Below are 24,942 nucleotides of genomic sequence, written 5' to 3' on the forward strand. Positions count from 1 at the left end.
CACGCTCGGGGCGGCCGGCCGTTTCGCGTGCCTGGAGACAGCCCCCTAGACGCTGAAGCGGGCCACCAGCACGCGCAGCCGGTCGGCGGTCTGCGACAGCGACGAGGCCGCCTGCTGCGAGGCGGAGGCCGCGTCCGTCACGGCCCGCGCCGTGGTCGCCAGGTGGGTCACGTTCGAGGCGATCACCTGGGTGCCGGCCGCGGCCTCGGTCACCGACCGGTTGATCTCCTCGGTGGTGGCCGTCTGCTCCTCGACCGCCGAGGCGATCGTGGCCTGGTAGGCGTTGATCTCGTCGATGATCCGCGAGATCTGGTCGATGGCGGCGATCGTGGCGCCGCTGTGCGTGCTGATCGCCTCGATGCGGCGGGCGATGTCGTCGGTCGCCCGGGCGGTCTCCTGGGCCAGGTCCTTGACCTCGCCCGCGACGACCGCGAAGCCCTTCCCGGACTCCCCGGCGCGGGCCGCCTCGATCGTCGCGTTCAGCGCCAGGAGGTTTGTCTGCGCCGCGATGTTCGTGATGGTCTTGAGGACCTCGGCGATCTCGTTCGACGCCACCCCCAGCAGCTGTACCGTGCCCGACGTGCGCTCCGCCGTGTCCACGGCCGACGTGGCGACGAGCGCGGCCCGGGAGGCGTTCTGCGCGATCTCGGCGATCGCCGCGGTCATCTCCTCCGAGGCGGTGGCCACGGTACTCACGCCGGCCGAGACCTCCTCGGCCGCCGACGCGGTGGTCCGGGCCTGCTGGGTGGCGTTCTCGGCGCTCGTGGCCGTCTCCCCGGCCGAGCGGGACAGGTCGCCGGCGGTGTCGGTGAGCGAGGTCGCTGTCGCGCCGAGCGCGTCGACCGTCTCGCGCATCGCCGTCGTGGCCCGGTTGAGGGCGTGGCCCATGTCGGCCAGCTCGTCGTTGCCGCGCACGGCGACGGTACCCGTGAGATCTCCCGAAGCGACGCGGTCCAGCGCGGCCACGGCCGACCGCAGCGGGCGCACGATGCCGCGGGCGATGACCAGGCCGAGGGCGCCCACCAGGGCCACGACCCCGAGCGGGATCAGCACGGCCAGCCAGTTGGCCCGGGTCACCTGCCGCTTCCCGGCCGCCGTCGAGGCGGCGATCGTCTCGGTGTTGCTGTCCTCCAGCTCGGTCAGGCCCTTGAAGATGCGGTCCTCGAGTGGGCCCAGGACGTCGTTGGAGGCCGTGGTGGCGGCGGCGGTCTGCCCGGCCGCGACCAGGGCCACGACCTTCTGGCCTTCGCTCTGGTACGTCGAGTCCGCGCTCGTCACGTCGTCGAGCACTTCCACCTCGCGGGGCGTCACGTCCAGCCCGCGGTAGGCGGCGAGCCACTTCGTGAACTCGGTGTGGTCGTCGGTCCACTCCGTCACGAACTGCCTGTCCCCGGTGGCCACGTAACTGCCCAGGTCGTCGGCCTGGCCGGTCTTGGCCACCTCCATCTCCAGGGCCGCCCGCACCGAGGGGTGGTCCTGCGTGGCCACCTCGGTGAACCGGCCGGCCAGCCCGCTCAGGAGCACGCCCAGGACTATCGCGGTGGCGGCGACGCCGGCCGCGGCCAGCACGATGAGCGCCGCGAGCTTCCGCGCCACTGTGACCTTCATGGTCGACTATTCGGCGTTTGGTCGCGCCGGTAAAGGGAAAAGGGCCGCCGCCCGATGACCCTTCGGGCGGCGGCCCTGGTTTTGCCGGAAACGCTTCAGCAGGCGCCGTTGTCGGTCCAGACGTTCTGCGCGTTGTTGCCGGGGATGTCGCCCTGGGTCCACCACTTGGCGGTCCACTTGTGCCCGCCGTAGGAGACGGTCGCCCCGCCGTTGTAGGCGGTGCCGGCGCTCCAGGCGGCCGGGCAGGTCGGCGGCTGCGTCGTGCCGCCGGTGCCGCCACAGGTCCCCTGGTCGACCCAGACGCTGGCGCTGCCGGGCGTCTCGCCCTGCGTCCACCAGGCGGCCTTCCAGGTGTGCCCGTTGTACGAGACGAGCGCGCCGCCCGAGTAGGCGGTGCCCGAGTTCCAGGCGGCCGCGGTGCACGTGCCGGTGCCGGGCGTGGTGGGCGGCGGGCCGCCGGTGGTCGGGTTGGTGGTGGGCGGCGTGGCGCCGGCGAAGCGGGCCGTGTACTTCGTGAACTCCCACGCCGTCTGCGGCACGCTGCTGCAGGTGCCCGAGGTCGTCGACTGGTTGGGGTCGGCGCACTGGCGGTCGCGGTTCACCGACCAGTAGGTGTACCGGGCCAGGTGGTGCGACGTCGCGTAGTCGAGCACGGTCTGGAAGTCGGCCTGGCGGAAGTACTCGCCGGCGTCGCTGCGGCCGTTCATCAGCGACACGCCCTCGTGGCCGTAGGCGGTGGCGCTGTCCCAGCCGAACGTGTTCATCAGGATGGTGTGGAACGCCTCGGCCGCCGCGGTCTGCGCGGAGGCGCCGCTGAAGCCGCCGTCGAACGGCATGATCGAGTAGTTGTTCGGGGTGAAGCCGAGGCTCTTGGCGTCCTTCAGCATCTCGGTGCCGAACCAGCCGGTGCCCGAGGTGGTGCCGGCCGTCGTCACCGAGACGTAGAGGCCGGGGTTGTTCTGCTGCAGGATCTGCGCGGCGCCGAGCTCGTTGTGCACGGCCGCGGCGTTCTCGTACTCGGGCTCCTCCAGGTCGAAGTCGATCGCCTTGAGGCCGTACTTGGTGACCACCTGCTGATACGCCGCCGCGGTGGCGGCCGGGCTGCCGCAGGTCTGGCCGAGCTTGGTGCCGCCGTAGCCGCCGATGGAGACACTGACGTCACCGCCGGCCGCGCGGATGCGGGAGATGAGGGCGGCCGCCTCGGTGTCGGCGGAGACCGCGCGCGTGCCGTCCCAGGTCGGGGTACAGCCGCCGCCGTTCGGCGCGAGAATGAAGGCCAGCTGGAACGCCTTCTGCCCGGTCGCGTTCATGACGTCGACGGCGTCGGGCGGGCTGTTGTCGAAGGGCATCAGATAGGGCGCGGACGCGTACCAGTTGCTGGTCAGCGCCGCGCTCGCGGTTTGGGCGTTGATCACGCCGAGGGTCGTCGCACCGAGGGTGGCGGCGGCGGTCAGCGCGAGGGGGATCAAAGTTTTCCGTTTCATGGACTACCCCTCCACGAACACGTGCGGACGTGACGCTAACTGTTAACAAAGTTAAGCGTTGTGGAGGGAACGTACATCCTCATCGATGCGTTAGCAAGAGCTGTTAAGGTTCTTATATGTTCAGCCCGCGCGGCCGCGGGCGAGCGCGTCGACCCGCCGCAGCGCGTCCGGCATCCGGTACGCCCCGCGCATCCCGCGCACATAGGCCGCCGCGTCGGCGAGAGCCAGGCCCGTGGCGGTGACGTACAGCGGCTTCGACGCCTGCCCGCGCAGCACCGGCACCGCGTGCGTGGCCGCCCGGAACACGGTCTTGGCCACCCCGATCACCGGGATGCCGAGCGCCGCCGCGACGTGCGCACCGAGCCCGGGCCGCCCGTCCGGGTCGAGATCCACATACCCGTCGACGATCAGCAGCTCCACCGGCTCGACGCCGTCGAGCACCGCCCGGATGGCCGGCAGCTCGCGCTTGTAGAAGCTGCCCGGTTGGTACGGCTCCACCTCGGCCAGCCACGCGACGCGCTCACTCGCCACGGCGAAGCCGGGCAGGTCCCCGACGACGAGCGCGGCCCGGCCGCCGCCCGGCTCGGGATAGTCGACATCAACGGCACCGGCCCGGATCATCGGGTCAACATGGCATGGATCCGCGCAGAACCAAAGCGAAATGCTAGCTTCGAACGATGCTCGCGCAGTGGCTGACGGACCGCTTCGGACCGCACGCGGCCATGGTGGTCGAGCTGGCCCCGCGGGCCGTCGCGGCCGCCGTCGAGCGGCAGATCGACGCGCACGAGGCGTCCGGCCTGCGCACCCGCCACGCGTACGGCGGGGCCTGGCCGGCGCAGTACGAGGAGCTGGTCCGGCTCCTGCGCGGGCGCGACGGCGTCGAGGTGTTCCACCCGCACGGCTCCGCGGTGCAGACGGTCCTGGTCAACGGCTACCTGCTGGTCCCGTACCGCTACGCCGAGGACCTGGCGACGAGCCTCACCGACCCGCGCAACCAGCCGAACAAGACGTGCCTGGAGCTGCTCGGCCGCTACGGCGAGCCGGCGCCGGACGCCCAGCCGACGCTGTCCGACGCCCTGTTCCCGCGGCCCGAGTCCGAGGCCCGCACGCCCGAGGACGTCGCGCCGGACGGCGTCGTGTTCGTGGTGTTCGCCGCCAACGAGCAGGCCGGTCTGCTGCGGGTCGGCCTGGCCGTCGGCGTGCTCCAGAGCGACGGCACCGTGCGCTGGCCCCACATCGAGTGGCTCCCGGTCTAGGACGGTTCGCGGGCGGCGCACTGAGAGCACACGATCGCCGGCACGCGAAACGGCCGGCCGCCCCGAGCGTGGGGTGGCCGGCCGTTGTCGGCAAAGGGTCTGGGGCGGCTAGTTGCCGGCGACGCTGAACTGGCCCTCGCCGCTACCCGAGTGGAACTCGGTGCCCGAGGCGAACGCGCCGTCGAAGCGCTGCTGCAGGGCGTCGAGCTCACCGAACTCGGCCTGGTGCGACGACTCCGAGCCCTCGGCGGCGAAGACGTGGTCGTCGACGGACGCGTCGTGGCTGTAGTTGGTGTAGTCGTCCGACTCGTAGTGCACCGCGGCCGGCTGGTCGTACTCCACGTGGTGACCCTGCGAGAAGTCCGTGGACTCCTGCGCGTGGTGGTCGTTCTCGTACACCCCGAACTGCGACTGCGCGTCGGCCTCGCTGCCGTGCGCCTGGTGCAGCTGGTCCAGACCGTCGTGCTGCTCACCCGCCTCGTAGTGGCCGTAGTCCACGTCGTGGCCCGCGTCGCCCATGTCGTAGTCACTCATCGCTGTATCCCCCTGGCAAGTCCTCGTCGCTGTTGCCACCAACCGTAAAACCCACACCCCACCCACGAATCCCGGAAACGTGCCACTACGAACGGGGCTGGGGCGACAGGAGCGGGGGTGCCGACGGCGGGTGGAACGGCGGTGGGTTCTCGACCCCGGCGGCGCGGGACAGGAGCGCCACCAGGCCCGCGCGGGTGGCGACCACGACCATCGTGTGGGTGCGGTCCAGGGTGCGCCAGCGGTTCTGCTCCGGGGCGCAGAACGTCTGGACGCCCACGCCCAGGCCGGCCCGGCCCGTCTGGACGGCCACCAGGCGGACCAGGCCCGGCACCGTGACGTCCCGGAAGTAGCGGCCCTCCAGCTCGGAACCGGCACCGACCGGGACCTCGGCGACAAGCAGGACGCGGCGGCCGACGGGGATGGTGTCGATGATCTCGCTGCCGACCATCGAGGCGGCGAAGGCGGGGGCGGCCAGGTACGACACGCTGCGGGACAGGTTGATGTCGAACGCGGTCTTGATACGGCGGGCGAAGTCCTCCTCGAAGAGGCGCAGGACCACGCGCAGCTTGCGGGCCGGGTCGGCCTGGCGGGCCAGGTCGCGGCCGAGCAGGGCGACCTCCAGGTTGGTGACGTCCTCGGTGGTGACGAGCACCAGGCAGCGGGCGGTGGCGACCGAGGCGGCGGTCAGGGTGTCGGGGTTGGTGACGTCGCCGATGATGACCGGCAGGCCCAGCTCGCGGCCGACCTGGACGCCGCGGGCGCGCTCGTCGCGGTCCACGCCGACCACGTCGATGCCGAGGTCGTTGAGCTCGGTCAGGACGCGGGTGCCGACGTTGCCCAGGCCGACGACGATGACGTGGCCGGAGACCGGCTCGGTGAGGCCGCCCGCGGCGATCGCGAGGCGGGCCTTGACGACCAGGCCGACCACGGCGGCGGTGATGGCGGGGATGACGGCCACGCCGACGATGACCAGGCCGACGTCGACGACCTGGGACGCGATCGACGCGTTGTCCTGCGGGTTGGCCCCGCCCAGCGCGGTGAGCACGGCCAGGTACAGCGCCTGCCACACGCCGACGTGCCGGACCGCGGCCACGGCGACGGTGCCGAGGGCCAGCACGGCCGCCGTCGCGCCCAGGACCCGGCGCAGGCCGCCGCCGATGAGCAGGCGGGACAGGCGCATCGGGGGCCGGCGGCGCCGGCGCCGGGGGCCGGTCTCGGTGCGGCGGCCGTAGACGCTGGTGAGCACCAGGTCGGCCCGCTCGTCGTCGGCCGGGAGGCTCTCCTCGCCGGCGACGTGAGCCAGCCCGGCCCGGATGTCGCTCGGGTTGGCCAGGGAGCGGTCCACGGCCATGAGCAGCTGGCCGTCGGAGAGGCGGATCGTGGCCGGGCTGCTGTCGCCGAGCGCGGCGGCGACGAACGCCGGGGCGGCGATCTCGGAGGCCGAGAGCACGGCGCAGTTGGCGAGGCGCTCGAGGACACCGGCGGCCAGGCGCTTGTTGAACATCCGCAGGACCACGCGGATCGTCGGGTCGACCTCGCGGGCGATGAGAGCGGCGTCGACGTTCGCCACGTCGTCCTCTTCGACGAACGCGATCGCGTCGGCGTCGGTCAGGTCGGCCGTCTCGAAGACGGCCCGGGTGACCTTGCGCGCCGCGATGAGGATCGGCCCGGCCTGCGGGTCGTCGTCGGCGCGGATCTCGGCGATGTCGGGAGCCTGGCCGGTGGCGAGGTCGGGCACGATGACCGTGACCTGCGCCGAGTACGTGTTGATCAGCTCGCCGACCAGGCGCCGGGCGAGCGCGCTGTCTCCCCATACGACGAACTTGCGCACGGCCCCGATCGTATCGGCGGGACGCTAACCGCAGTGTGGCGGAAAACCCTGCAGGAGATTGATGTCGTACAGCAGGATGGCGTACTTGCCGACGTCGTGGCGCTCCACCGGGGCGCCCCACATGTGCGCGGCCTGCTCCGGCGTGCCGTAGAACGGGCGGTCCTTCTCGAAGACGACGAACCGGGCGTCGTGCGCGGCCGCGTCGTACTGCTCCGTCTTCGACTGCCAGCAGAACGGCACCAGCCCGTCACCCCCGCCGGTCACGGGCGCGACGACGACCCGGTTCTCGGTGGTCACGGTGATGTTGTTCGAGGCCCAGTAGGCGCCGAGGCCGTAGGAGAGGCCACGCTGGCGCAGGTAGTCGGCGGCCTCCTGGGCCTCCGAGGGCTCGGCCCGGGGCGGCGAGTAGACGACAACGGTGAGCGCGAAGACGGCCAGGACCCCGATCAGGACGCCACGGCCGACGCGCACCCCCCGCATCGAGGACGCCAGCCAGGGGCCGGCGAAGCGCGCCGCCAGCGCCGCGGCCATCGGCAGGACCGGGGCGATCTCGCGGGCCGCCATCAGGTCGACCGAGATGGTGGAGACGATCTCGGCGCCGAGGTTGCACGTGATCGCGGCGATGATCACCGAGTCGGTCCGGTCCGCCGTGCCACGCACCGCCCGTACCAGACACACGAAAAAGGCGGCGAGCGCCACGGCGAAACCGATGAAGTGCAGCGCCGAGAGGAACAGTTCGAGGGCGAAGGGGTGCCAGCCGGGGCGGTGCGTGCCGAAGATGACGCCGACCATCCGGGCGGTCATCCAGGCGCGGTGCGGCCAGTCGGCGACCGGGGCCAGCTCGATCGGGGGGTGCGGCGACTCGAACGCCCCCAGCGCATCCAGGACGTGCCGGAAGCCGCGCGAGATGACGACCGAGACCACTGCCGCCCCGGCGAGCGAGAGCTCGAAGACCCGGTCGCCGCGCAGCGCCCGATACAGACAGACCACGGCCAGCGGTACCGCCGCCACGAACGTGATGAGCGGATCGCCCATCGCGCCCCAGCCCAGCAGCACGGCGATCAGCACCGGCGTCCAGACGCGGTGCCGGAGCCGGTCCAGGACGAGCCAGGCCAGCAGCAGCGGCACGGCCGAGCCGGTGTGGTTGGGGGAGGAGAGCAGCGTCTGGTATCCGGTCCCGGGCACCGGCAGCAGCAGGATCGCCACCGCCACGCCGATGCGCAGCCACGCTTCCAGGCCGGCGGACTTCCCCTTGGCCAGGGCCGCGGCCAGGAACACGATGATCGTGTAGGTGATCGCGGCGGTCACGTGGATCTGATCGGCCGTGACGCCGGTGAACCACTGCACGATGCCGTACTGCACCAGCTCCGTCGGGTAGAACGAGACGTCGGAGAGTGCCCAGCCCTTGAGCAGCGGGTTGCCGTGGAACATGTCCCAGGCCTGCAACGCGTTGCTGGCGCCGTCGCCGTTGATGGGAAACGCGCGGGCCATCCGCAGGTACGCCAGGAAAAGCCCGACCGCCACGACCACGGACCCGACCCCGATCAGCACCCTCTGCCGCACCCCGGGAGAGTAGCGTACGCCGGGTCTGGCCAGGTCGGGCCCGCGCTGACCGGCCCGGACCCGCCGTCACGTGTATTCGTCGGCCAGTTCGCGGTAGGCCGCGAGCACCACCTCCGTGCGCGCCACCAAGTCCGGCTCCGGCCGCGCCCGCAGCGATCCGAGCAGCGCGTCGGCCGCCGTCACCCGCAGCCGGGCCCGGCTCTGCGCGGCCCGGTGGTCGAGGAACTCCTGGCACAGCTCGGCGAGGCGGCGCAACTGGGTGGCCCGGCGGCGGATCTCGGCATCGACCTCGGTGAGCCGCCGGGCGATCGCCGCCTGTCGATCGGTCACGACGGTGAACAGGCTGCCGGCCCCGATCGGCTCGCCGACCGACGCCCGCAGGTCCCGGTCCGCGGCCCGCAGCTCACCGCGCTCGGCCAGGGCCTGGGCCAGGTCCCACAGCGCCCGCTCCAGCGTCGGCGTCGGGTCGGCCGGCTCGGCCATCCGCTCAAGCGCCGGCCAGGTGAGCCGGATGCGGTCGGCGTTGGCCGCGGCCGCCTCGAACTCGGTGCGGTCGCGCGGGTCGGTCAGGTATCGCCGCAGCGCCTTGCCCCGCCGGGTCGGAGCCCGCACCAGAGCCAGCCCGACGAGCAGGAACAGCGCCGAAGCGGCAATGGCGAGCAGTCCCCGCACGGCCGTCGGCGGATCGATCCAGTGAATGGTGAGCGCCACTGCGGCCGCCGCGAGCAGACCGACGCCGTACAGCGCGTGGACCCACGCGTCGACGGGCCAGAAAGGCCCCGCGGTCGTACGTCCGGCGCCCCGGACGACCCCGGTCTCGTCATCGATCGCGGCCAGACTGCGCTCCAGCGCATTCCCGCCCCGCCGGAGCACCCCGACGCGAAACCCGCGCAGGTAATCGATCACGACCGGCCCCGCCGATACCGGGCGGCGATCCCGGCCGTGAGGATCGCGATCAGGGCGCCGAGCACCCCCCAGACGACGCCGCCGAACACCGCCGCGGCCGACAGGGCCGGGACCGAGAGCGGGCCGATCCAGCTCGGCAGGTGCTGGGCGGGCGCGGCGGCCAGGGTCACGAGGGCGGCCGCGGCCAGGCCGAACAGCGGGGCGTACGGCTGCGCCACCAGCCCCGCGAGCAGCCCGGCCAGGAGCACGCCGAGCAGCGGCCCCAACCACGGCAGCACGGTCAGCAGCCCCACCGCGACCGCCGCCACCTGCGGATGGCCGACTCCGGACACGGACAGGGCCGGCCAGGCGACCGCCGCCGCCAACGCTCCCCACACGCAGCGCTGGGTGGCGGCGGTCGCGGTACCGGCCCCGCGGGCCGGCCGCGAGCCGGAGCGCAGGATCAGCACCGGCTCCGGCATCGGCTCCACGACCCGCACAGGACCGGAGCTCATACCAACGCCTCCGTACCGCTCATGCCGACGCCTCCGCAGGCTCCGTACCACTCACAGGAGGCGCAGTTCCCGGGCGCGTTCGACGGCCTCGCGGCGACGGCCGGCGTGCAGCTTGCGGTAGATGTTCTTGACGTGCGTCTTCACGGTGTTGACGGAGACGTACAGGGTGGAGGCGATCTCCAGGTTGGACATGGTGCCCTGCAGGTAGCGCAGGACCGTCAGCTCGCGCTCGGTCAGCGGCTCGACCAGGTTGGCGTCGCCGCCGTTGCGGCCGCCCGCGAGAGGCGAGGAGCCGGCCGCGAGCTCCGCGGCGAGCGGGTGGTAGACCGGCAGCAGCGGCGCGAAGTTGGCCAGGAGGTCGCGGACCTGGTGGCCGCCGACCAGGAACGGGCGGCGGAAGCTCTCCTCCTCGGCGATGTCCAGGGCGACCTCCAGGCCGCGCAGGACCCGGTTGCGGTCGCCGAGGGTACGCCCGGCCAGGCTGGTGAGGATGGCCGCCTGCACGGTCCAGGTCAGCGCGGTGTCGACGGACGGGGCGGCGTACTGCGCGGCCGTCGCCGCCGCGGCCGCGGCCTTGCCCTCGATGAGCGCGGCCGACGCGTCCACGCACGCGGCCCAGCCCGGGAACACCTCGGGGTCGCCGCCGGTGGCCACCAGCCGCCGGGCCGCGCCGAGGTCGCCGCCGCCGATGCGCAGCTCGGCCTCGGTCAGGGCCAGGGACCGCTCGACCGCCGGGGCCAGGGCCGCTCCGCCGTGCTCACGCCGGGCCGTGTGCAGCACCTCGAGGGCGGCGGCGAGGCGGCCGGCGCCGTGCCGGAGCCGCGCCCGGACCGTCGCGATGGACACCAGCAGATCCGGGTCGGCGGCGGCCAGGTCGAGGGCCTCGTCGAGGAGCCGGTCGCCCTCCGCGATGCGGTCCCACTCGCCGTAGACGCCGGCCAGTGACATGCGCACCCAGCCCAGGTCGTTGGCGTCGGTGATGCCGAAGCGGTCGGCGGTGACCAGGGCCTGCCGGCCGAGGCGGGCCGCGGCCCGCAGCCGGCCCCGCATGGACTCGAGGACGGCGAGCCGGCTGGCCGCGGCGACCTGGGCCTGGGCCATGCCGGCGCGCTGGGCCAGCACCAGGGCGCCGTGCAGCGGGCCGCCGGCCGCGCCGAGCTCGCCGAGGCGGAGCCGGGCCTCACCCTCATCGAGGAGCGTCAAAGCCTTTGATTCATCGTTATTTGCCGATATTTCGGACACCTCGACAAGCATGCGGCGGGCGTCGCCGCCCAGCCACGCCTCGGCCGCCGCGAACGCCCGGACCATCGGCTCCTGCGGGTCCCCGCCGCTGCGCCGCAGGAAGTCGCGGGCGCCCTCCAGGTCGCCGACCCGCAGCCGATCGGCCGCGAAGGCGAGCGGCAGCCGCGGGTCCGCCGACTCCTCGGCCGACGGGGCGTGCGGCGCGGTCTCGTGCGGGCGGTCGTAGCGCACCCCGCACACGATGTCCGGCCACGCGCGCTCGAGCGTGTCGACCGCGCCGCCCCAGTCCTCGGCCAGCAGCGCATGGCGCAGCGCCTCGGCCGGGATGCCGTAGGTGCCGTGCCAGGCGGCCGCCCGCCGGTGCAGCTCGGCGACCATCTCCGGACTGCGCCGCAGCAGCTCGGTGTGCAGCGTGCGGGCGAAGAGCGGGTGGAAGCGGTACCAGCCACCGGGTCCGGCGTTTCGAGTGAGGAATGCGTTGGAGCCCTTGAGCTCCGCGAGGACCCGGGCGCCGTCGTCGCGGCCCGTGATCGCCTCGACGAGGCCGGCGTTGAGGCGCGGCGCGATGGCGGTCTCCAGCAGCAGCCGGCGCGTCTCGACCGGCAGCGGGTCGATGACCTCGCCGGTGAGGAAGTCGCCGACCGCGTTGCTGAACGGGCCGCCGTCGTCGAGGACACGCTCCGGCTCCGGGTGCCCGCGCATGGCCATGGCGGCCAGGCGCACCCCGGCCGGCCAGCCCTCGGTGACGGAGTGCAGCGCGTAGAGCGTCGCGCTCGGCAGGGCCACGTCGTGGGCGGCGAGCAGCTGCGCCGTCTCGGTGATGGTGAGCGAGAGGTCGCCTGTGCGCATCTCCGTCAGGGAGCCGTCGACTCGCCAGCGGTACAGCGGCAGGTTCGGATCGCGGCGGCACGAGAGCACCAGCCGCAGCCGGCCCGTGCCGTGGCGGACCAGTGACTCGAGCTCCGTCAGCGCCTCGGGGTCACTGATCTCGCGGACGTCGTCGACAACCACCACGTGCGGGCGCTGCAGCGCGTCGACCACCCGCAGCAGGTTGTCGCCGTCGCGCTTGCCGTCGAAGTCCGAGGGCTCCGACAGCGCGCCGAGCAGCTGCCCGGGCACGTCGGCGCCGCCCTCGGCGTGCGAGGTGACCCACCGTACGACAGGCGGCTCCGCCTCGATGCGCACCGTGCGCGCCCAGGCGACGAGGGCCGCCGTCTTGCCCCAGCCGGCCGGCGCGGTGACCAGCGTCAGGGGCGCGCGCACCGCGGCGTCGAGCTGGGCGACGACCCGCTCCCGCAGCACGTAGCCCGGCGGCAGGTCCGGCACCGCGACCGACGACTGGCTTCCTCGACGATCCTGCTGTACCAACGCTTGTGACACCCGTGCCCCCCGAAATCGCTTTCCCGGCAAGTGCTCTCGACGCGGATGGCGCGCGGTTTTTTCCACTCGTCTTTCATCCGGGTCAGACGAGACGAGCAAACCATCGGCGCACGCTGCGGCGCCTCACCCGGCCCGGGTGGTCCGCCCCCTCCGACGGCGGCGATTTCCCTTGTGGGGCAACGATTCCATCGACACCATTGGACCGCCGCGCCGATTGCCGGAGGCTCACCCGAATCGGATGACGCGCGCTCACCACGGGGGTGGGCACGTTTAGCGCGCTCGCCCGTCGCTCGGACGGGCGCCGTCCTGTCGGATTGTCCCGGGTGTGAGCGAATCCCCGGGTAGGGAAGGGGATTGCGAGCATGAGCGCGGTAGCCGGGGAGATCGAGCTGAGTCCCAGCTCCAGCAACGGTTTCGAGCTGAGTCTGCGTGGCTATCATCGCGCCCAGGTGGATCGGTACCTCGCCACGCTGCAGATGCGGCTGACCACGGCCGAGACCGAGCTGGCCGCGGCCCGGTACCGCGAGCAGCAGCTCTCCGGCCGGGCCGAGCGCCTCGGCGCGCAGCTGGAGCAGTGCCGCTGCGGCGACGAGTCGTCGAAGGCCGTCGGCGGCCGGATCCAGCGGATCATCGAGCTGGCCGAGGAGGAGGCCGGCGCACTGCGGGCCGAGGCGCAGCACGACCTGGAGTCCGCCCGCGCGGGCGCCGAGGCGATGCTGGCCGACGCCCGCCGGCACGCCGAGGACGCGATGCGCGACTTCCAGTCGGCCCTGGCCCAGCGCCGCGCCGAGGAGGCCCGCGTCGAGGCCAACCGGCGCGCCCAGTGGGACGCCCGCCGGCAGCGCCAGCGCGAGGCCGCCGAAAACCTCCTGGCCACCACGCGCGCGGTCGGCACCGACAGCGTCCAGGTGACCCGCCGCCTCCTGGACGCCCTGATCGCCGAGCACACCAAGCTGCTGGCCGAGGTCGAAACGGCCGAGAAGGCAATGGCCGACCTGTCGTCCGCGTGATGGCGGCCGGACAGGTGGATCACCCGGCCGGGGTGAAGCCGGATCACTCCGACCCCGGCCAGACTCGCTTACGTGACACACCAAGGACCGCTCCGAGACGGTGACTGCTGCACCGTCCACAGTGGCCGGTCCGGTGTCCCGCCAGCCGCGGGCGTCGCACCGTCGGTGGTCCCCGGCGCGACGAACCCAGCTGGGCCGCCCGGTGAAACCCGTTGAGCAGGGGGTACTCAACGGCCCAGGAGTCAGCGGTGTCCACACCCGCGTCCTGAGCACCGGCCGGCCTTCAGCGAGGGCGGCGGGAGTAGATGGGTGGGCGACCGATCCGGAGGAGGTCGCCCACCCGTCTCATCTGTCTGTTGCGTTGCGAAGGGCCGGCACCCACGATCTCCGCCCGCCCACCGGGCCGCGCGGAGCGGCCGCACCGGCGGCCCACTGAGCAAAGGACGGCGCGCTCCCAGGCCCGCGCCGTCCTTTTCCAGCTTCCGGCCGGACAGGCAGCGGACGGGCAGCGGACGGGCAGCGGAAGGGCAGCGGACGGGCAGGCGGCACGGTCACCGAGACCTCGACCGTGCCGCCTGCCGCTGCCGCTGTCAGGCAGCCCTCAATGCATGATCCGCGAGATACGACCTAGCGGGGTACCGAGCCGGGGCCGGAGGTCGGAGCCGCGGCCGGCGTCGGACGAGGCTGGTCCTCGGCGACGTGGGTCGGGGTGGGGCGGGGCTGGTTCATGGGGAAGGCGGCCTCGCGGGCCTGCTGGTCGCGGTCAGCTCGGTGGGCGCCGCCGTTCGGGGCGGCCGGCTCGGCTACTGGCGGGCGCGGTGGCCAGTGGACGGTCAGGGCGAAGATGACAGTCACCGAGAGGGCGATCATCAGCAGGGACCAGAGCGGGTATGCGCCGAGCCAGGCGATCTGGGCTATCGCGTGCAGTGCGACGATGACGATCGCGGCGATGCGGGCGGCCTGGCTGCGCAGGAGCAGGCCGATGCCGGACAGGGCCAGCAGGGCGCCGAAGACGACCATCACGATGCCCAGCCCGGTCAGGTCGACCACCACCAGGCTGTCGCCGTCGATGAAGGCGACCTGGTTCGCCAGGAGCGCCACGAGCCCTTCGAGGATGTTGAGCGCGCCCAGGACGGCGAGCAGAATGCCGGCGAAGGTGATCCAGCCGGACCAGATCCTCGCGGTACGGGTGTCAGCCATGAGCCTGTGATTCCTCCCGTTCGAGCTGTCCGAAGGGGGAGGCGCGGCACGTTTCGCACCGGGATGGGCCGCGGCGGACAAGAGAGGAGGCGCCGCGGCCCGCAATCCGGCGGAAACTCGTGAGGCGACCTCCCTCCCTCGCACATGCGGTGACGTGTGCTTTGCCAGCGATCCTTCGGCCGGGGCGGGGGAGCGGGCATCACCCTCGGCGTGTGAAGGGCATCCGCGCCGGTCGCGGCCCCGGGGCCCGGCCGGCCTCACCCGGGGCGGGTGAGGACCAGTCACCCGGCGCCGTTCGCACAATGCGCTCGTGGAGATGGCCTGGATCCCCGGCGGCACCTTCGCCATGGGTGCCGAGGGCTTCTATCCGGAAGAGGCGCCCGTGCAGAAGGTTGCCGTGGACGGCTTCTGGATCGACTCGCACCCCGTGACGAACGCGGAGTTCGCCCTGTTCGTGCAGGAGACCGGGTACGCGACGGTCGCCGAGCGGGAGGAGGCGGGCAGCCCGCCGGGCTCGATGGTGTTCGTGCAGCCGCCGGGGCCGGTGCCCCTGCGCGACTGGCGCGTGTGGTGGGAGCTGCGGCCGGGGGCGTCCTGGCGGCAGCCGTTCGGGCCCGGCTCGGACATCCGGAAACGGTCGGCGCATCCGGTGGTGCACGTCGCCTACGAGGACGCCGCCGCCTACGCGCGGTGGGCCGGCAAGGACCTGCCGACCGAGGCCGAGTGGGAGTTCGCGGCGCGCGGCGGGCTGGAGGGCTCGCAGTACCCCTGGGGCGACCGGCCGGAGCCGGGCCGGGCCAACGTCTGGCAGGGGATCTTCCCCTGGCTCGACCGCAGCGAGGACGGGCACGGCACCACCCCGGTCGGTGCGTTCGCGGCCAACGCCTACGGACTGTTCGACGTGGTCGGGAACGTCTGGGAATGGACGTCGGACTACTATCGCTCCGGCAACGCGCGGTTCAGCGAGATCGGACCCGAGGGCGTGGACGAGATCCCGCAGAATCCCCGCGTCGACTCGCCCCCGGGCGCTACCGTGTGGAGCAGCCGGGTGGTGAAGGGCGGCTCCTACCTCTGCTCGCAGGGGTACGACCACCGCTTCCGGCCCGCGGCCCGCCAGCCCGAGGCGATCGACAACGGTAGTTGTCACGTCGGGTTCCGGTGCGTCAGGCGGCCGCCCCAAAACGTGGGGTGATAACGCATCGTATTTTGTTCACCCCCTACGGGTGAGGCGGCATCACCTTTTGTCGCCCCACAATCCCGTGGTCATCCGCCGTGCTGCGGTGGGTGGGAGGGGGCGAAATACGTTGGGGCAGAAAACGCTCGTTGACACCATCACCCGTCCCGCACTGCACTTCGCAGTGCCTGAGCCGCCCCGCTATCACGTACCGCGACCGCGTCTGCTCGACGCATTGGATCGCGCCGTGGCGGGACCATTGACATTGATTTCCGCTCCGGCGGGGTGGGGCAAGACCACCCTGCTGGCCGAGTGGGTGGCGGCCGGGCGGGTGCCCTGGCCGTTGGCGTGGTTGACGGTCGAGGCACACCACGGCCCACGCTTTTGGGAGCACGTGCTCGACGCCGTCAGGCAGGCGACCGGTGAGGAGCCGGAGGCCGAGGAGGGTGAGGCCCTCGAGGCGCTCATCACCGTGCTGCGCCGGGCCGGACCACCGGTGGTGCTGGTCCTGGACGATCTGCAGGAGCTGTCGGTGCCCCGGGTGTGGGGCGAGCTCGAGACGCTGCTTTCCCAGGCGGGCGACCGCCTGCGTCTCGTGATCGCCTGCCGGACCGATCCGGCGCTCACGCTGTACAGGTTCCGGATCCGCGGCGCGCTGAGCGAACTGCGCTCCGGGCCGCTCGGCTTCACCCTGGACGAGACCGCGCAGATGCTCGGCGCGCACGGGGTGCGCCTGGCCGAGTCGGCGCTCGTCGAGCTCCACGCGGTGATGAAGGGGTGGGCGGCCGGGCTGCGGCTCGCCGCGCTGGCGGTGCAGGGGCACCCCGAGCCGGACAGCCTCGTGCCGCGCTTCGCGCTGCAGGATCGGGCGTTGGGGGAGTACCTCGTCGGCGAGGTCTTCGACACGCTGCCGGAGGACGTCCGCGAAGTCGTCCTGTGCACGTCGGTCCTCGACCAGGTCAGCGCCGAGCTCGTGGAGGCGCTCACCGGCCGGGTCGACGGCGCCCGCATCCTGGCCCAGCTCGAGCACTCGAACCTCTTCGTGGTGCAGGGCAGCGGCAACGCCGGAATGTACCGCTGCCACCCGCTCTTCGGCCTGATGCTCTACGACGAGCTGCGCCACCGCCGGCCCGAGCAGGTGCGCCAGCTGCACCGGCGGGCCGCCGACTGGTTCGCCGCGCACGATCAGCCGGCCGACGCGCTGCGCCACGCGCTGGCCGCGCGCAACTGGAGCCAGGCGTCGGAGCTGCTGGCCGCGAGCTGGCAGGAGCTGGTGCCCGGGGCGCGGATGCGCACGATCAAGGAGCTGGTGCCGCCGCCCCCGCAGGAGGTCCGCAACGACCCGACGCTGGCCCTGGCCTTCGCGGCCGAGCGCCTCGACGCGAGCGACCCGCAGGGCACGGAGACGTTCCTGCACCTCGTCGACCGGTCCCAGCACACGCTCGTGGACTCGGCGCGGGCCGCACTGCGCCCGATCGTCGACAGCTTTCGGATGGCCGAGGCGCATCAGAGCCAGAAGCCGGATCTGGTACTCGCAACGGCGCCACTGCTCCTGAGGGACGACATGGGCCTCGACGACCAGGACACGGCGCGGATGCGCGCGCTGGCCCTGGTGGCGGTCGGGGGAGCGCGGCTCATCCAGGGCGACCTGGGCGCCGCCGAGCTCGCCCTGCAGGAGGGCCTCAGTCTGGCCCGCCGGGGCGGTGCGGTGCAGTCCCAGCTGGCCGCGCTGCGCCAGCTCGCGCAGCTCAACGCGGCCCGGGGCCGGCTCACCGCGGCCCTGCGCTACGGCAAGGAGACGCTCGCCCTGGCCGACCGCGAGGGCCGGGCGCAGGGCAGCGACGTGGTCTGGGCCCAGCTCACCGTGGCCGAGGTCTGCTACCTGCAGGCCCGGGTCGCCGCGGCCGAGCACTACCTGGACCGCGCCCTGGACGGCGGTGGCGTCGCCGACCCGGCCCTGGTCGCGGTGGCGACGATGACCCGGGCCCACATCCGCGCGGCCGCCGGCGACGCCCGCGCGGCGTGCACGGAGCTGTCGGCGATTCGGCGGCAGCTGGCGGACTGGCGGTACACACCGAGAATGCAGCATTGCGTGACGCTGGCCGAGGCCGAGCTGCGGCTGGCCGCGGGCGACACCGAGGCGGCCAAGCGACTGCTCGTGCTGGACCCCGTCGAGATGCTCGCGCCCTGGCTCGGCGTGGTGCGGGCCAAGTCTCATCTGGCCGAACGCCGTCCGGCGGCGGCGCTGGGGGCGGTCCAGCCATACCTGGAGCCGACCACGGGCTCGCTCGTGTGGACGGTCGACGCCAACCTGACGAGCGCCCGCGCGCTGCGGGCCCTGGGCGACCGCTCCAAGGCCGGCCGCGCCCTGGAGCAGGCCCTGCGCCACGCCGACGACGAGCAGATCCGCTGGCCCTTCGTCGCCGGTGGGCAGCCGGTGCGGGAGCTCCTGGTCACGTACCTCCCGGCCGGCAGCGGATACCGCACCCTGGCCGAGGACATCGCCCAGGAGCTGACCGGCTTCGGCCGCGCCCCGGCCGCGGCGGGTGAGCTGGCCGAGCCGCTGACCGAGCGCGAGCTGGCGGTGCTGCGCTACCTGCAGGGCACGCTCTCGGCGGGGGAGATCGCCTCGATGCTCTACGTCTCCGTCAACACCGTGAAGACGCACATGAAGAACATCTACCGCAAGCTCGGTGTCGGCCGCCGGCGGGAGGTGATCGAACGGGCGCGCGAACTGAACCTCCTCTGACCGGTCCACCAACGCCGCCCCGCCACCGTCCATCGGTTGGCGGGGCGGCTTTTTGGTGCCGTGAAGCCGGGCGTCCCGGGTCCGCGCGCTTCCGCTCGACCGCCCGGATGGGTGCGGCGGCCCTGCGGCCGCAACGCCGCAGCCGGGCGTGGGCCGGCCGTGGTGCTGGGAGGCGTGGCGGTGCCGTGATGGTGTCCGTCCGCGGCGGCCGCGCATCGGGCGGGCTGCGAGAGGCGGGCGCCGGTACGGCCGGTGGCGGGTGGTGGCAAGCGAGAAGCGGCGGCGGCTCCCCTGGTGAGGGGGGCCGCCGCCGCTTCGGGCGGGGTGGGCGGTCTAGCGGTTGGCGTGCACGTACGGGCGGGCGCCGATCGCGGCCAGCTCCTCGGCCTCCTCGTCGACCGTGCGGGCGGCCAGGGCGGCCTCCTCGGCCAGGACCATGGGGAGCGGGTCGATGAGCGGGTCCAGTGACTCCAGGGACGAGCGCTGGACCGGGACGTGGACATCCGCCAGGACGTGGACATCCGCCGTGACGGCGGCCTGGCCCACGGCGCGGACCCAGACGGTCGGGGAGTCGCCGACCAGCTCGGCCTCCACGGTCTCCTCGACCGGCGGGGCGATCACCGGGGCGCCGACGGAGGCGGTGACGACGACCGTGTCCTCCAGGGAGGCGCCCACGACGGCGGGCGGGAGCAGGTCGATGGTGATGATGTCGTCGCGGGAGACGCTGTGGCGGACGTGCGGGCGGCCGCCGGCCTTGTGCCGGCCGTGGTACGCGTCCGAGCGGCTGTTGCGCCGCAGCGTCAGCTTGGCCGTGGGAGCCGGGCGGGCCGGCTTGGGCGCGGCGACGTCCTCGGGTGCGGCGACGCTGCCGCGCGGTACCGTCAAAATGAACAGGATGATGACGTCGAGGGTGACCATCAGCAGCGACCACGCGGGGTAGGCCCGCAGCATGGCCAGCTGCGAGATCGCGTGCAGGGCCACGACGGCGACGGCCACGGTCTTGGCGCTCGGGCGCCCGGCGCGCAGGGCCAGCCCGGCCGCGACGAGCAGCGCACCCAGCGTCGCCGTGGCCACGGCCCAGGTGCCGGCGCTGGTGAACGCCACGTCGTTGCGGTCGAACCCGACGCTGTCGCCCGCATAGGCCACCAGCAGCCCCTGTGCGACGTTCAGCGCGCCCAGCAGCGTGAGCAGTGATGTGCCGAACGTCCGAAATTCCTTCACCCGCATGCGCCTGTCTTCTCCCTGATCACAAATGGCGGTCGCTGTCGAAATGGGCGGCCAACACGGGTGAGGCCGTGCCGGTCCCGGTCGACAAACCGAGACCGGCACGGCCTATATCCCCCGTGTTCCTGTGTTCCCCCCGGAACAGGCCCGACTACGTGGTGTCCGGCCCCGCCGCCCGCGCGGCCGGACACCGGCGCAGACCCCTCCGCGCCGGTCGCGGGGCGCCGGTTAATCCCTCCCGCGGATGTGGGTGGACCCCCCGGCCTCCCCGCTCCCGGACCTCGGCGCCTGCCTCAGTCGGCAACGTGTCGTGCCTGAGGACAGGATTCGGGCGCACCGGGTGACTGCGGATCACCCGCGGTGGGTGAAGCACCGGGCCGGGTGCCGGACGGCCGGCTTCACACCGGCTCGGCGGCCAGCAGGCAGGCGTCGTCCTCGGGGTTGTCGTGGCGGGCGCAGTCCAGGGCGGTGCGCAGCCGGTCGCCCGGCGCCGCCGCGCGCATGGCCGTGCGCACGTCGTCGGCGAGGCCCTGCACGCCCTGGTCGATCGCGCGGTCGCGGCGCTCGACCACGCCGTCGGTGTACATCAGCAGCAGGTCGCCCGGGCCGACGACGACATCCGCGGTGGCGTAGCGGGCGGCCGGGTCGACGCCGAGGGCCATGCCGTAGGGCTGGTCGAGCGCTGTCACGCCGGCCGCGGTGGCCCACAGGATCGGCAGGTGGCCGGCCCGCGACCAGGTAAGTGAGTGGTCGGCCGGGCGGAACCGGCCGCACACGGCGGTCGCGAGAGTGGTCGCCGAGCGGCGGCAGAGCATCCGGTTGAGCGCGGCCAGGATGGCGCCCGGCTCGTCCCCGGCCAGCGCCAGGTGGGTCATCGCGGCCCGCAGGCGCACCATCGTGGCGGCGGCGGTGCGCCCGTGGCCCATGACGTCGCCGACCGCCAGCATCACGTCGCCCCCGGGCAGGGCCGTGCTGAGGTACCAGTCCCCGCCGACGGGCCCGGAGTGCGCCGCGACCGCGTACCGCACGCCCACCCGCACGCCGTTGACCTGCTCCCGCAAACCCATAGCCATGCCGGTTATCGTGTCCCCGCCATGGCGCCGGGCGACTCGCCCGCACCGGGTGAGGAAGCGCCGCAACGGCGGGACGGCCCTAGATGAGACTGAGTTCGCGACCTCGTCGGACGGCGTCGCGGCGGCGGCTCACCCCCAGCTTGCGGTACACGTGCCGGACGTGGGTCTTCACGGTGTTGGCCGAGACGCTCAGGACGGCCGCGATCTCGGCGATCGACAGCATGCTGCGCAGGTACTGCAGCACCAATGTCTCCCGTTCGGTGAGCGGGTCGGCCATCTGCTCGGCGGCCACCGCGAACATGTGCTGGACCGGCTCCGCCGGCTCGGGCTCCACGCGCACGATCGGGGCGGGCGGGCGCGGGGCCTCCAGGAGCCGCGCGATCCAGGGACCGTTGCCGAGGAACGGCAGCCGGACCCCCTCGGACGCGGCCAGCCGCAGCGCCAGCTCGATCTGCTCGGTCGCGCCGGTCGTGTCGCCCAGGCGGTACAGCGCCTGGGCCAGCAGTACCCCGGCCGCCACCCCGGCCACCAGTGAGGACGACGGCGTGGTGAGCAGGCTGCGCAGCGCACCGGCGGCCATCTCCGGACGGTCCTCGGCCAGGGCGATCCGGGCCCGGGCCAGCGCCACCGCCGGGTGGCCGGGGCAGTGCCGGTCGAGCTCGTCGAGGATCGTCAGCGCCTTCTCCGCACGGCCCTCGGCCAGGCACAGGTCGGCGTGCAGGACCCGGGCGGTGACCTCGGTCAGCGGGGGCAGGCTGCCGAGCCGGTTGCCGAGCAGCGGGTCCAGCGTCTCGGCCGAGCCGCTGCAGTCACCCGCCTCGAACAGCAGCACGGCGAGGCTGAGGATGCCGCTGACCCAGCCGTGCGGGTCGGGTGGCACCTCCGCGGTGATGCTCTCGCACAGGTGGAAGCGCGCCTCGTCGAGCTGGCCGCGCAGCCGGCAGACCTCGACGAGCAGCAGCCGGGCGTGGCTGATGGTGCGCGACTCGGTGATCCCCGCGTCCCGGCTGCCGTCGAGCACCCGGCGGGCGCAGGCCGCGGCGGCCGACAGCCGGCCCCGCTGCAGGTGGACCATCCCCTGCTGCCGGTTGGCCTGGATGATGAGCAGGTTGAAGCCGGACTTGCGGGCCAGCGCCGCGCCGAGCTCCAGGGCGGCGTCGGCCCGATCGAGCGCGTCGCTCGCGATCGCGGCGCTGGTCAGGGCCAGGTGGGCGGCGGCGCGGGCGGCGTCGGCGGCGTCGGCGTACAGGTGCTCGCCGGCCGCCTCGTCGATGCGGTGCAGGAGCCGGGTGGCCGCCTCCGCGCCGCGGTCCGGGTCCTCGGCCGCGACCGCCTCGGCCAGGCGCATCCCGGCCAGGATCGCGGCCTGCAGCGGCGCCTCCGCCTCGGCCGGGGCGCGCGCGCCGAGGCGGATGAACGCCGACATGCCGGCCGGGTCACCGACGTCGCGGCAGCAGATCGCCAGCGCGAACGCGAGGATGGGGCGCTCGGCGATGTCCTCGGGCGGCTGCGGGCCGGTCCGCAGCGCCATCCCGCGCGGTCCCGACCCGCAGAGCTCCGGCCAGTACTGGAGAAATAATCGCTCCGCGCTCACCCAGTCGGCGCCAAGGGCGGCGTGCACGAGCGCGTCGCCGGGCAGCCCGTTCGCGGCGTACCAGCCGGCCGCCGCCCGGTGCAGGCCGTGCTCCTCGGCGGCCAGCGTGGTGCGGACCTCGGCGCGCAGGACCGAGCGCAGCAGGCGGCGGTAGCGGTACCACGAGTGCGAGCCGCCGTAGAACGTGGCGAGCGCGTTGGCTCGGCTGGCCTGGGCCAGCTGGCGGGTGGCGGTGCGGCTGCCGGTGATCGCCTCGACCAGGCCCGGGCAGACCGTCTCCACGATCGAGGTGCGGAGCATGACGTCGTACACGTCCGGGTCCAGGTGGGCCAGGATCTCACGCTGCATGTACTCGGTCAGCCCGACCTGCTCGGTCAGCCCGGCCTCCCCGGCGACCAGGTCGGTGACGATCCGCTCGGGCTCGTGCCGGCCGACCATCGCCGAGAGCGCCACCGCGGCCGCGGCCGGCCAGCCCTCGGTCACGTGCCACAGGGAGTGCCGGAAGTGCCGGGGCAGCCGCACCTCGAAGCGCTCGGCCAGCCCGTCGATCTCGGCTTGGGTGAACGCGAGGTGATCGGCGCGCAGCTCGGTGAGCTGACCACGGACCCGCCAGCGGTACAGCGACAGGGGCGGCTCGCTGCGGGCCAGCAGCAGGAAGCCGATCCGGTCCCCGAGCCGGGTCATCAGCCGCTCGATCCGGCGCAGCACGGTGCGGTTGGTGACGTTGTGCAGGTCGTCCAGCACCACTGCGGCCCGCTCCGGGAGCCGGGCGCCGGTCCACGCGTAGGTGGCCGGGTCCAGCGCGATGCCGGCGGTGTGCAGCGCGGCGGCGAGCTGGCGCCAGGCGGCCGCGCCGCAGTTGGGCTCGAACCGCACGTACGCGGTGCGCCCCGGCGCCCGGCCGGCCCGGATCCACGACGCGGCGAGCACGGTCTTGCCCCAGCCCGTCGGCGCGCACACGAGGGTGACCGGGTGATCCACCGCGGCGTCGAGGTGCTCGAGGAGCCGTTCGCGCCGCAGGTGTACCGCGGGCAGGCCGCTCTGCTCCGGATCGGACCCGAGCCCGGCCGCACCCGGCTCGCGCGACGGACCCGTCTCCAGGGCCGGGCGCACCTCGGGGGCCCGGCTCCCGGCGGCCCAGACGGGCGAGCCGAGGAAGCGCTCGGCGGCGTCGTTGTGCGCCAATCTGTCCAGCGTGGTCTCACCGTGGTGGCTCGTATGCACCGTCACTCCCGAAGACGCGGGTCTACGACGTGCCCCGGACTGGCACCTTTCCCGTGCGTGATTGATCGCGATCCGACGTCGAACACCTTAGGACTCGGAGCCCGTTTCGTGGAGTACTTCATTCAAGAGCGTCGATTCGTAGAGGCGTGGAGCGGCCCCCATTTCCCGTATTTTCGGACTGTTCTAATAGACGAGCATCTATCTCTGGTCTCGTGTAGTGAACGGCGAGTATGCGGATGCGTGGGTGATTCGAGACTTTTGCCCGGTTTTGCAAAGCGTGCTTCTTGGCCAGTGGCCGGTTTCGCTACGCAGGGTAATTCGGCCGGCAATGCGCAGGAGTGCTGTCCGCTCGGCGCAGTTCGAAGGGCGGCGCGTCGGCTACGGCCCACAGGCGCGATCAAGGCGACTGCGGAGGCCGACGGCGTGTCGCCATGGGATCTACTGAGGGTGGCGTGGATCATTTCCGGTACTGACCGGCACGTGTCCCCGGTCTTTCTCATAATTACATCGCTGTCATCAGTGAAACTCCTCATAGATTAAGATCTACTTGCTCAACCGCATGCCAATCTGCAATTTGCACATTTGAACAAGGTGCGTATCACCGCGAAACGGTCACTCGGGCAGGGTCGTGACGAACGTCAATGTTGCAGCGGTGCAATACGGCCGCTCGGCGACAGGCCCACGAAAGTGGTCGACGAATCGGGCATATCCGCTTTTAGGGGTATGAGGCCGAAAGGTCGGAGCCGGGGTCGCCTGACATTTCGTCACATGACCGGAAGCCGGCTCGGAGCTTCGCCCGAGCCTCTTTCACCGCGACCCGAAAGAATTCCCGGCTGAAATTTCGCACGCCGCAGATGAAATAGGGCGTGCGAATACAGGCAACGGCCGGAACGGGCGTAAAGGTTCAGCTCGCCTGGGCGGCGTCTTCCTCGGCTACCGGGACGCCGGACGCGCGGGCGAACGCCGACAACCCCTGCAGCAGGGCCGCGCGGTCATCGGGCGGCATCCGGCGCAGCACCGCCGCGATCGTCTCCTGGCGCTGCCGGCCGAGGCCGTCGAGGAGGCGGCGGGCGGTCGGGGTGAGGACCAGCCACACCTCGCGCCGGTCGCGCTCGTCGGCCGTGCGGCGCAGCAGGTCGGCGGCCTCCAGGCGGTCGCACAGGCGGCTGGCCGAGGACGGCGCGGTGTGGAGGGCGACGGCGAGCTGGGTCAGGTTGACCGACCCCGCCTGATCGACGACGCCGAGCACGCGCAGCTGGGCGGCGGACACGCCGGAGTTGTCGTTGGCCGCGCTGGTGGCCAGGACCAGTGCCTGGCTCGCGGCGTCCGCCAGGGCGGCGGCCCTGGTCAGCTCGTCAGGGGCCGCCAGGTGCGGTGAGGGTCGGCTCCGCACGTT

18 protein-coding genes are annotated in these 24,942 nt (G+C 73.0%); 4 read left to right on the top strand and 14 right to left on the bottom strand.

Annotated elements, in window-relative coordinates; genetic code table 11:
- Positions 1–45 precede the first annotated feature (45 nt).
- The 3 genes from Dvina_RS04400 to Dvina_RS04410 all read right to left on the bottom strand — a co-directional run bounded on the left by Dvina_RS04400 (position 46) and on the right by Dvina_RS04410 (position 3,713).
- Positions 46–1,608: a methyl-accepting chemotaxis protein gene (locus Dvina_RS04400; protein ID WP_223101082.1), complete on the bottom strand. Its 1,563-nt coding sequence runs from the start codon at positions 1,606–1,608 to the stop codon at positions 46–48.
- 95 nt (positions 1,609–1,703) lie between these two features.
- Positions 1,704–3,092, bottom strand: a complete 1,389-nt coding sequence (locus Dvina_RS54000) for a carbohydrate-binding protein (protein ID WP_246656018.1) — start codon at positions 3,090–3,092, stop codon at positions 1,704–1,706.
- A gap of 120 nt (positions 3,093–3,212) precedes the next feature.
- On the bottom strand, positions 3,213–3,713 hold the full coding sequence (locus tag Dvina_RS04410) for an endonuclease V (RefSeq protein ID WP_223101083.1): 501 nt from the start codon (positions 3,711–3,713) through the stop codon (positions 3,213–3,215).
- A gap of 56 nt (positions 3,714–3,769) precedes the next feature.
- Here Dvina_RS04410 and Dvina_RS04415 point away from each other — a divergent pair, with 56 nt between their 5' ends.
- Complete coding sequence (locus tag Dvina_RS04415; protein ID WP_223101084.1) at positions 3,770–4,348, top strand: hypothetical protein; 579 nt, start codon at positions 3,770–3,772, stop codon at positions 4,346–4,348.
- 108 nt (positions 4,349–4,456) lie between these two features.
- On the opposite strand, the gene Dvina_RS04420 is transcribed toward Dvina_RS04415, so the two are convergent.
- The 6 genes from Dvina_RS04420 to Dvina_RS04445 form a co-directional block, all read right to left on the bottom strand.
- Positions 4,457–4,882: a hypothetical protein gene (locus Dvina_RS04420; RefSeq protein ID WP_223101081.1), complete on the bottom strand. Its 426-nt coding sequence runs from the start codon at positions 4,880–4,882 to the stop codon at positions 4,457–4,459.
- Between the two features lie 85 nt (positions 4,883–4,967).
- On the bottom strand, positions 4,968–6,713 hold the full coding sequence (locus Dvina_RS04425) for a potassium channel family protein (RefSeq protein ID WP_223101085.1): 1,746 nt from the start codon (positions 6,711–6,713) through the stop codon (positions 4,968–4,970).
- Between the two features lie 24 nt (positions 6,714–6,737).
- Complete coding sequence (locus tag Dvina_RS04430; RefSeq protein WP_223101086.1) at positions 6,738–8,276, bottom strand: hypothetical protein; 1,539 nt, start codon at positions 8,274–8,276, stop codon at positions 6,738–6,740.
- 66 nt (positions 8,277–8,342) lie between these two features.
- On the bottom strand, positions 8,343–9,182 hold the full coding sequence (locus Dvina_RS04435; RefSeq protein ID WP_223101087.1) for a hypothetical protein: 840 nt from the start codon (positions 9,180–9,182) through the stop codon (positions 8,343–8,345).
- The gene (locus Dvina_RS04440; protein ID WP_223101088.1) at positions 9,179–9,676 is read right to left on the bottom strand and encodes a hypothetical protein; all 498 of its coding nucleotides are present in this window, start codon (positions 9,674–9,676) and stop codon (positions 9,179–9,181) included. The genes Dvina_RS04435 and Dvina_RS04440 overlap by 4 nt, the downstream gene beginning before the upstream one ends.
- Before the next feature lie 51 nt (positions 9,677–9,727).
- Complete coding sequence (locus Dvina_RS04445; protein ID WP_223101089.1) at positions 9,728–12,298, bottom strand: winged helix-turn-helix domain-containing protein; 2,571 nt, start codon at positions 12,296–12,298, stop codon at positions 9,728–9,730.
- 362 nt (positions 12,299–12,660) lie between these two features.
- On the opposite strand from Dvina_RS04445, the gene Dvina_RS04450 reads away from it, so the two are divergent.
- The gene (locus Dvina_RS04450) at positions 12,661–13,308 is read left to right on the top strand and encodes a hypothetical protein (protein WP_223101090.1); all 648 of its coding nucleotides are present in this window, start codon (positions 12,661–12,663) and stop codon (positions 13,306–13,308) included.
- Positions 13,309–13,935: 627 nt separating this feature from the next.
- On the opposite strand, the gene Dvina_RS04455 is transcribed toward Dvina_RS04450, so the two are convergent.
- Complete coding sequence (locus Dvina_RS04455; RefSeq protein WP_223101091.1) at positions 13,936–14,508, bottom strand: DUF7144 family membrane protein; 573 nt, start codon at positions 14,506–14,508, stop codon at positions 13,936–13,938.
- 316 nt (positions 14,509–14,824) lie between these two features.
- On the opposite strand from Dvina_RS04455, the gene Dvina_RS04460 reads away from it, so the two are divergent.
- The gene (locus tag Dvina_RS04460) at positions 14,825–15,700 is read left to right on the top strand and encodes a formylglycine-generating enzyme family protein (protein WP_223105312.1); all 876 of its coding nucleotides are present in this window, start codon (positions 14,825–14,827) and stop codon (positions 15,698–15,700) included.
- Between the two features lie 229 nt (positions 15,701–15,929).
- Positions 15,930–18,431: a winged helix-turn-helix domain-containing protein gene (locus Dvina_RS04465; RefSeq protein WP_223101092.1), complete on the top strand. Its 2,502-nt coding sequence runs from the start codon at positions 15,930–15,932 to the stop codon at positions 18,429–18,431.
- A 333-nt stretch (positions 18,432–18,764) separates the two neighbouring features.
- On the opposite strand, the gene Dvina_RS04470 is transcribed toward Dvina_RS04465, so the two are convergent.
- The 4 genes from Dvina_RS04470 to Dvina_RS04485 all read right to left on the bottom strand — a co-directional run bounded on the left by Dvina_RS04470 (position 18,765) and on the right by Dvina_RS04485 (position 24,939).
- The gene (locus tag Dvina_RS04470) at positions 18,765–19,658 is read right to left on the bottom strand and encodes a DUF7144 family membrane protein (protein ID WP_223101093.1); all 894 of its coding nucleotides are present in this window, start codon (positions 19,656–19,658) and stop codon (positions 18,765–18,767) included.
- Positions 19,659–20,053: 395 nt separating this feature from the next.
- Positions 20,054–20,728, bottom strand: a complete 675-nt coding sequence (locus Dvina_RS04475; RefSeq protein WP_223101094.1) for a PP2C family protein-serine/threonine phosphatase — start codon at positions 20,726–20,728, stop codon at positions 20,054–20,056.
- 79 nt (positions 20,729–20,807) lie between these two features.
- Positions 20,808–23,507 carry a winged helix-turn-helix domain-containing protein gene (locus Dvina_RS55090; RefSeq protein WP_223101095.1) on the bottom strand — a complete coding sequence of 900 codons (2,700 nt, stop codon included), beginning with the start codon at positions 23,505–23,507 and terminating at the stop codon, positions 20,808–20,810.
- A gap of 943 nt (positions 23,508–24,450) precedes the next feature.
- Positions 24,451–24,939, bottom strand: coding sequence for a MarR family winged helix-turn-helix transcriptional regulator (locus Dvina_RS04485; protein ID WP_246656019.1), 489 nt, complete (start codon positions 24,937–24,939; stop codon positions 24,451–24,453).
- Between the last annotated feature and the right edge of the window lie 3 nt (positions 24,940–24,942).

The organism is Dactylosporangium vinaceum (assembly GCF_019904175.1).
Classification (GTDB): Bacteria; Actinomycetota; Actinomycetes; order Mycobacteriales; family Micromonosporaceae; genus Dactylosporangium; species Dactylosporangium vinaceum.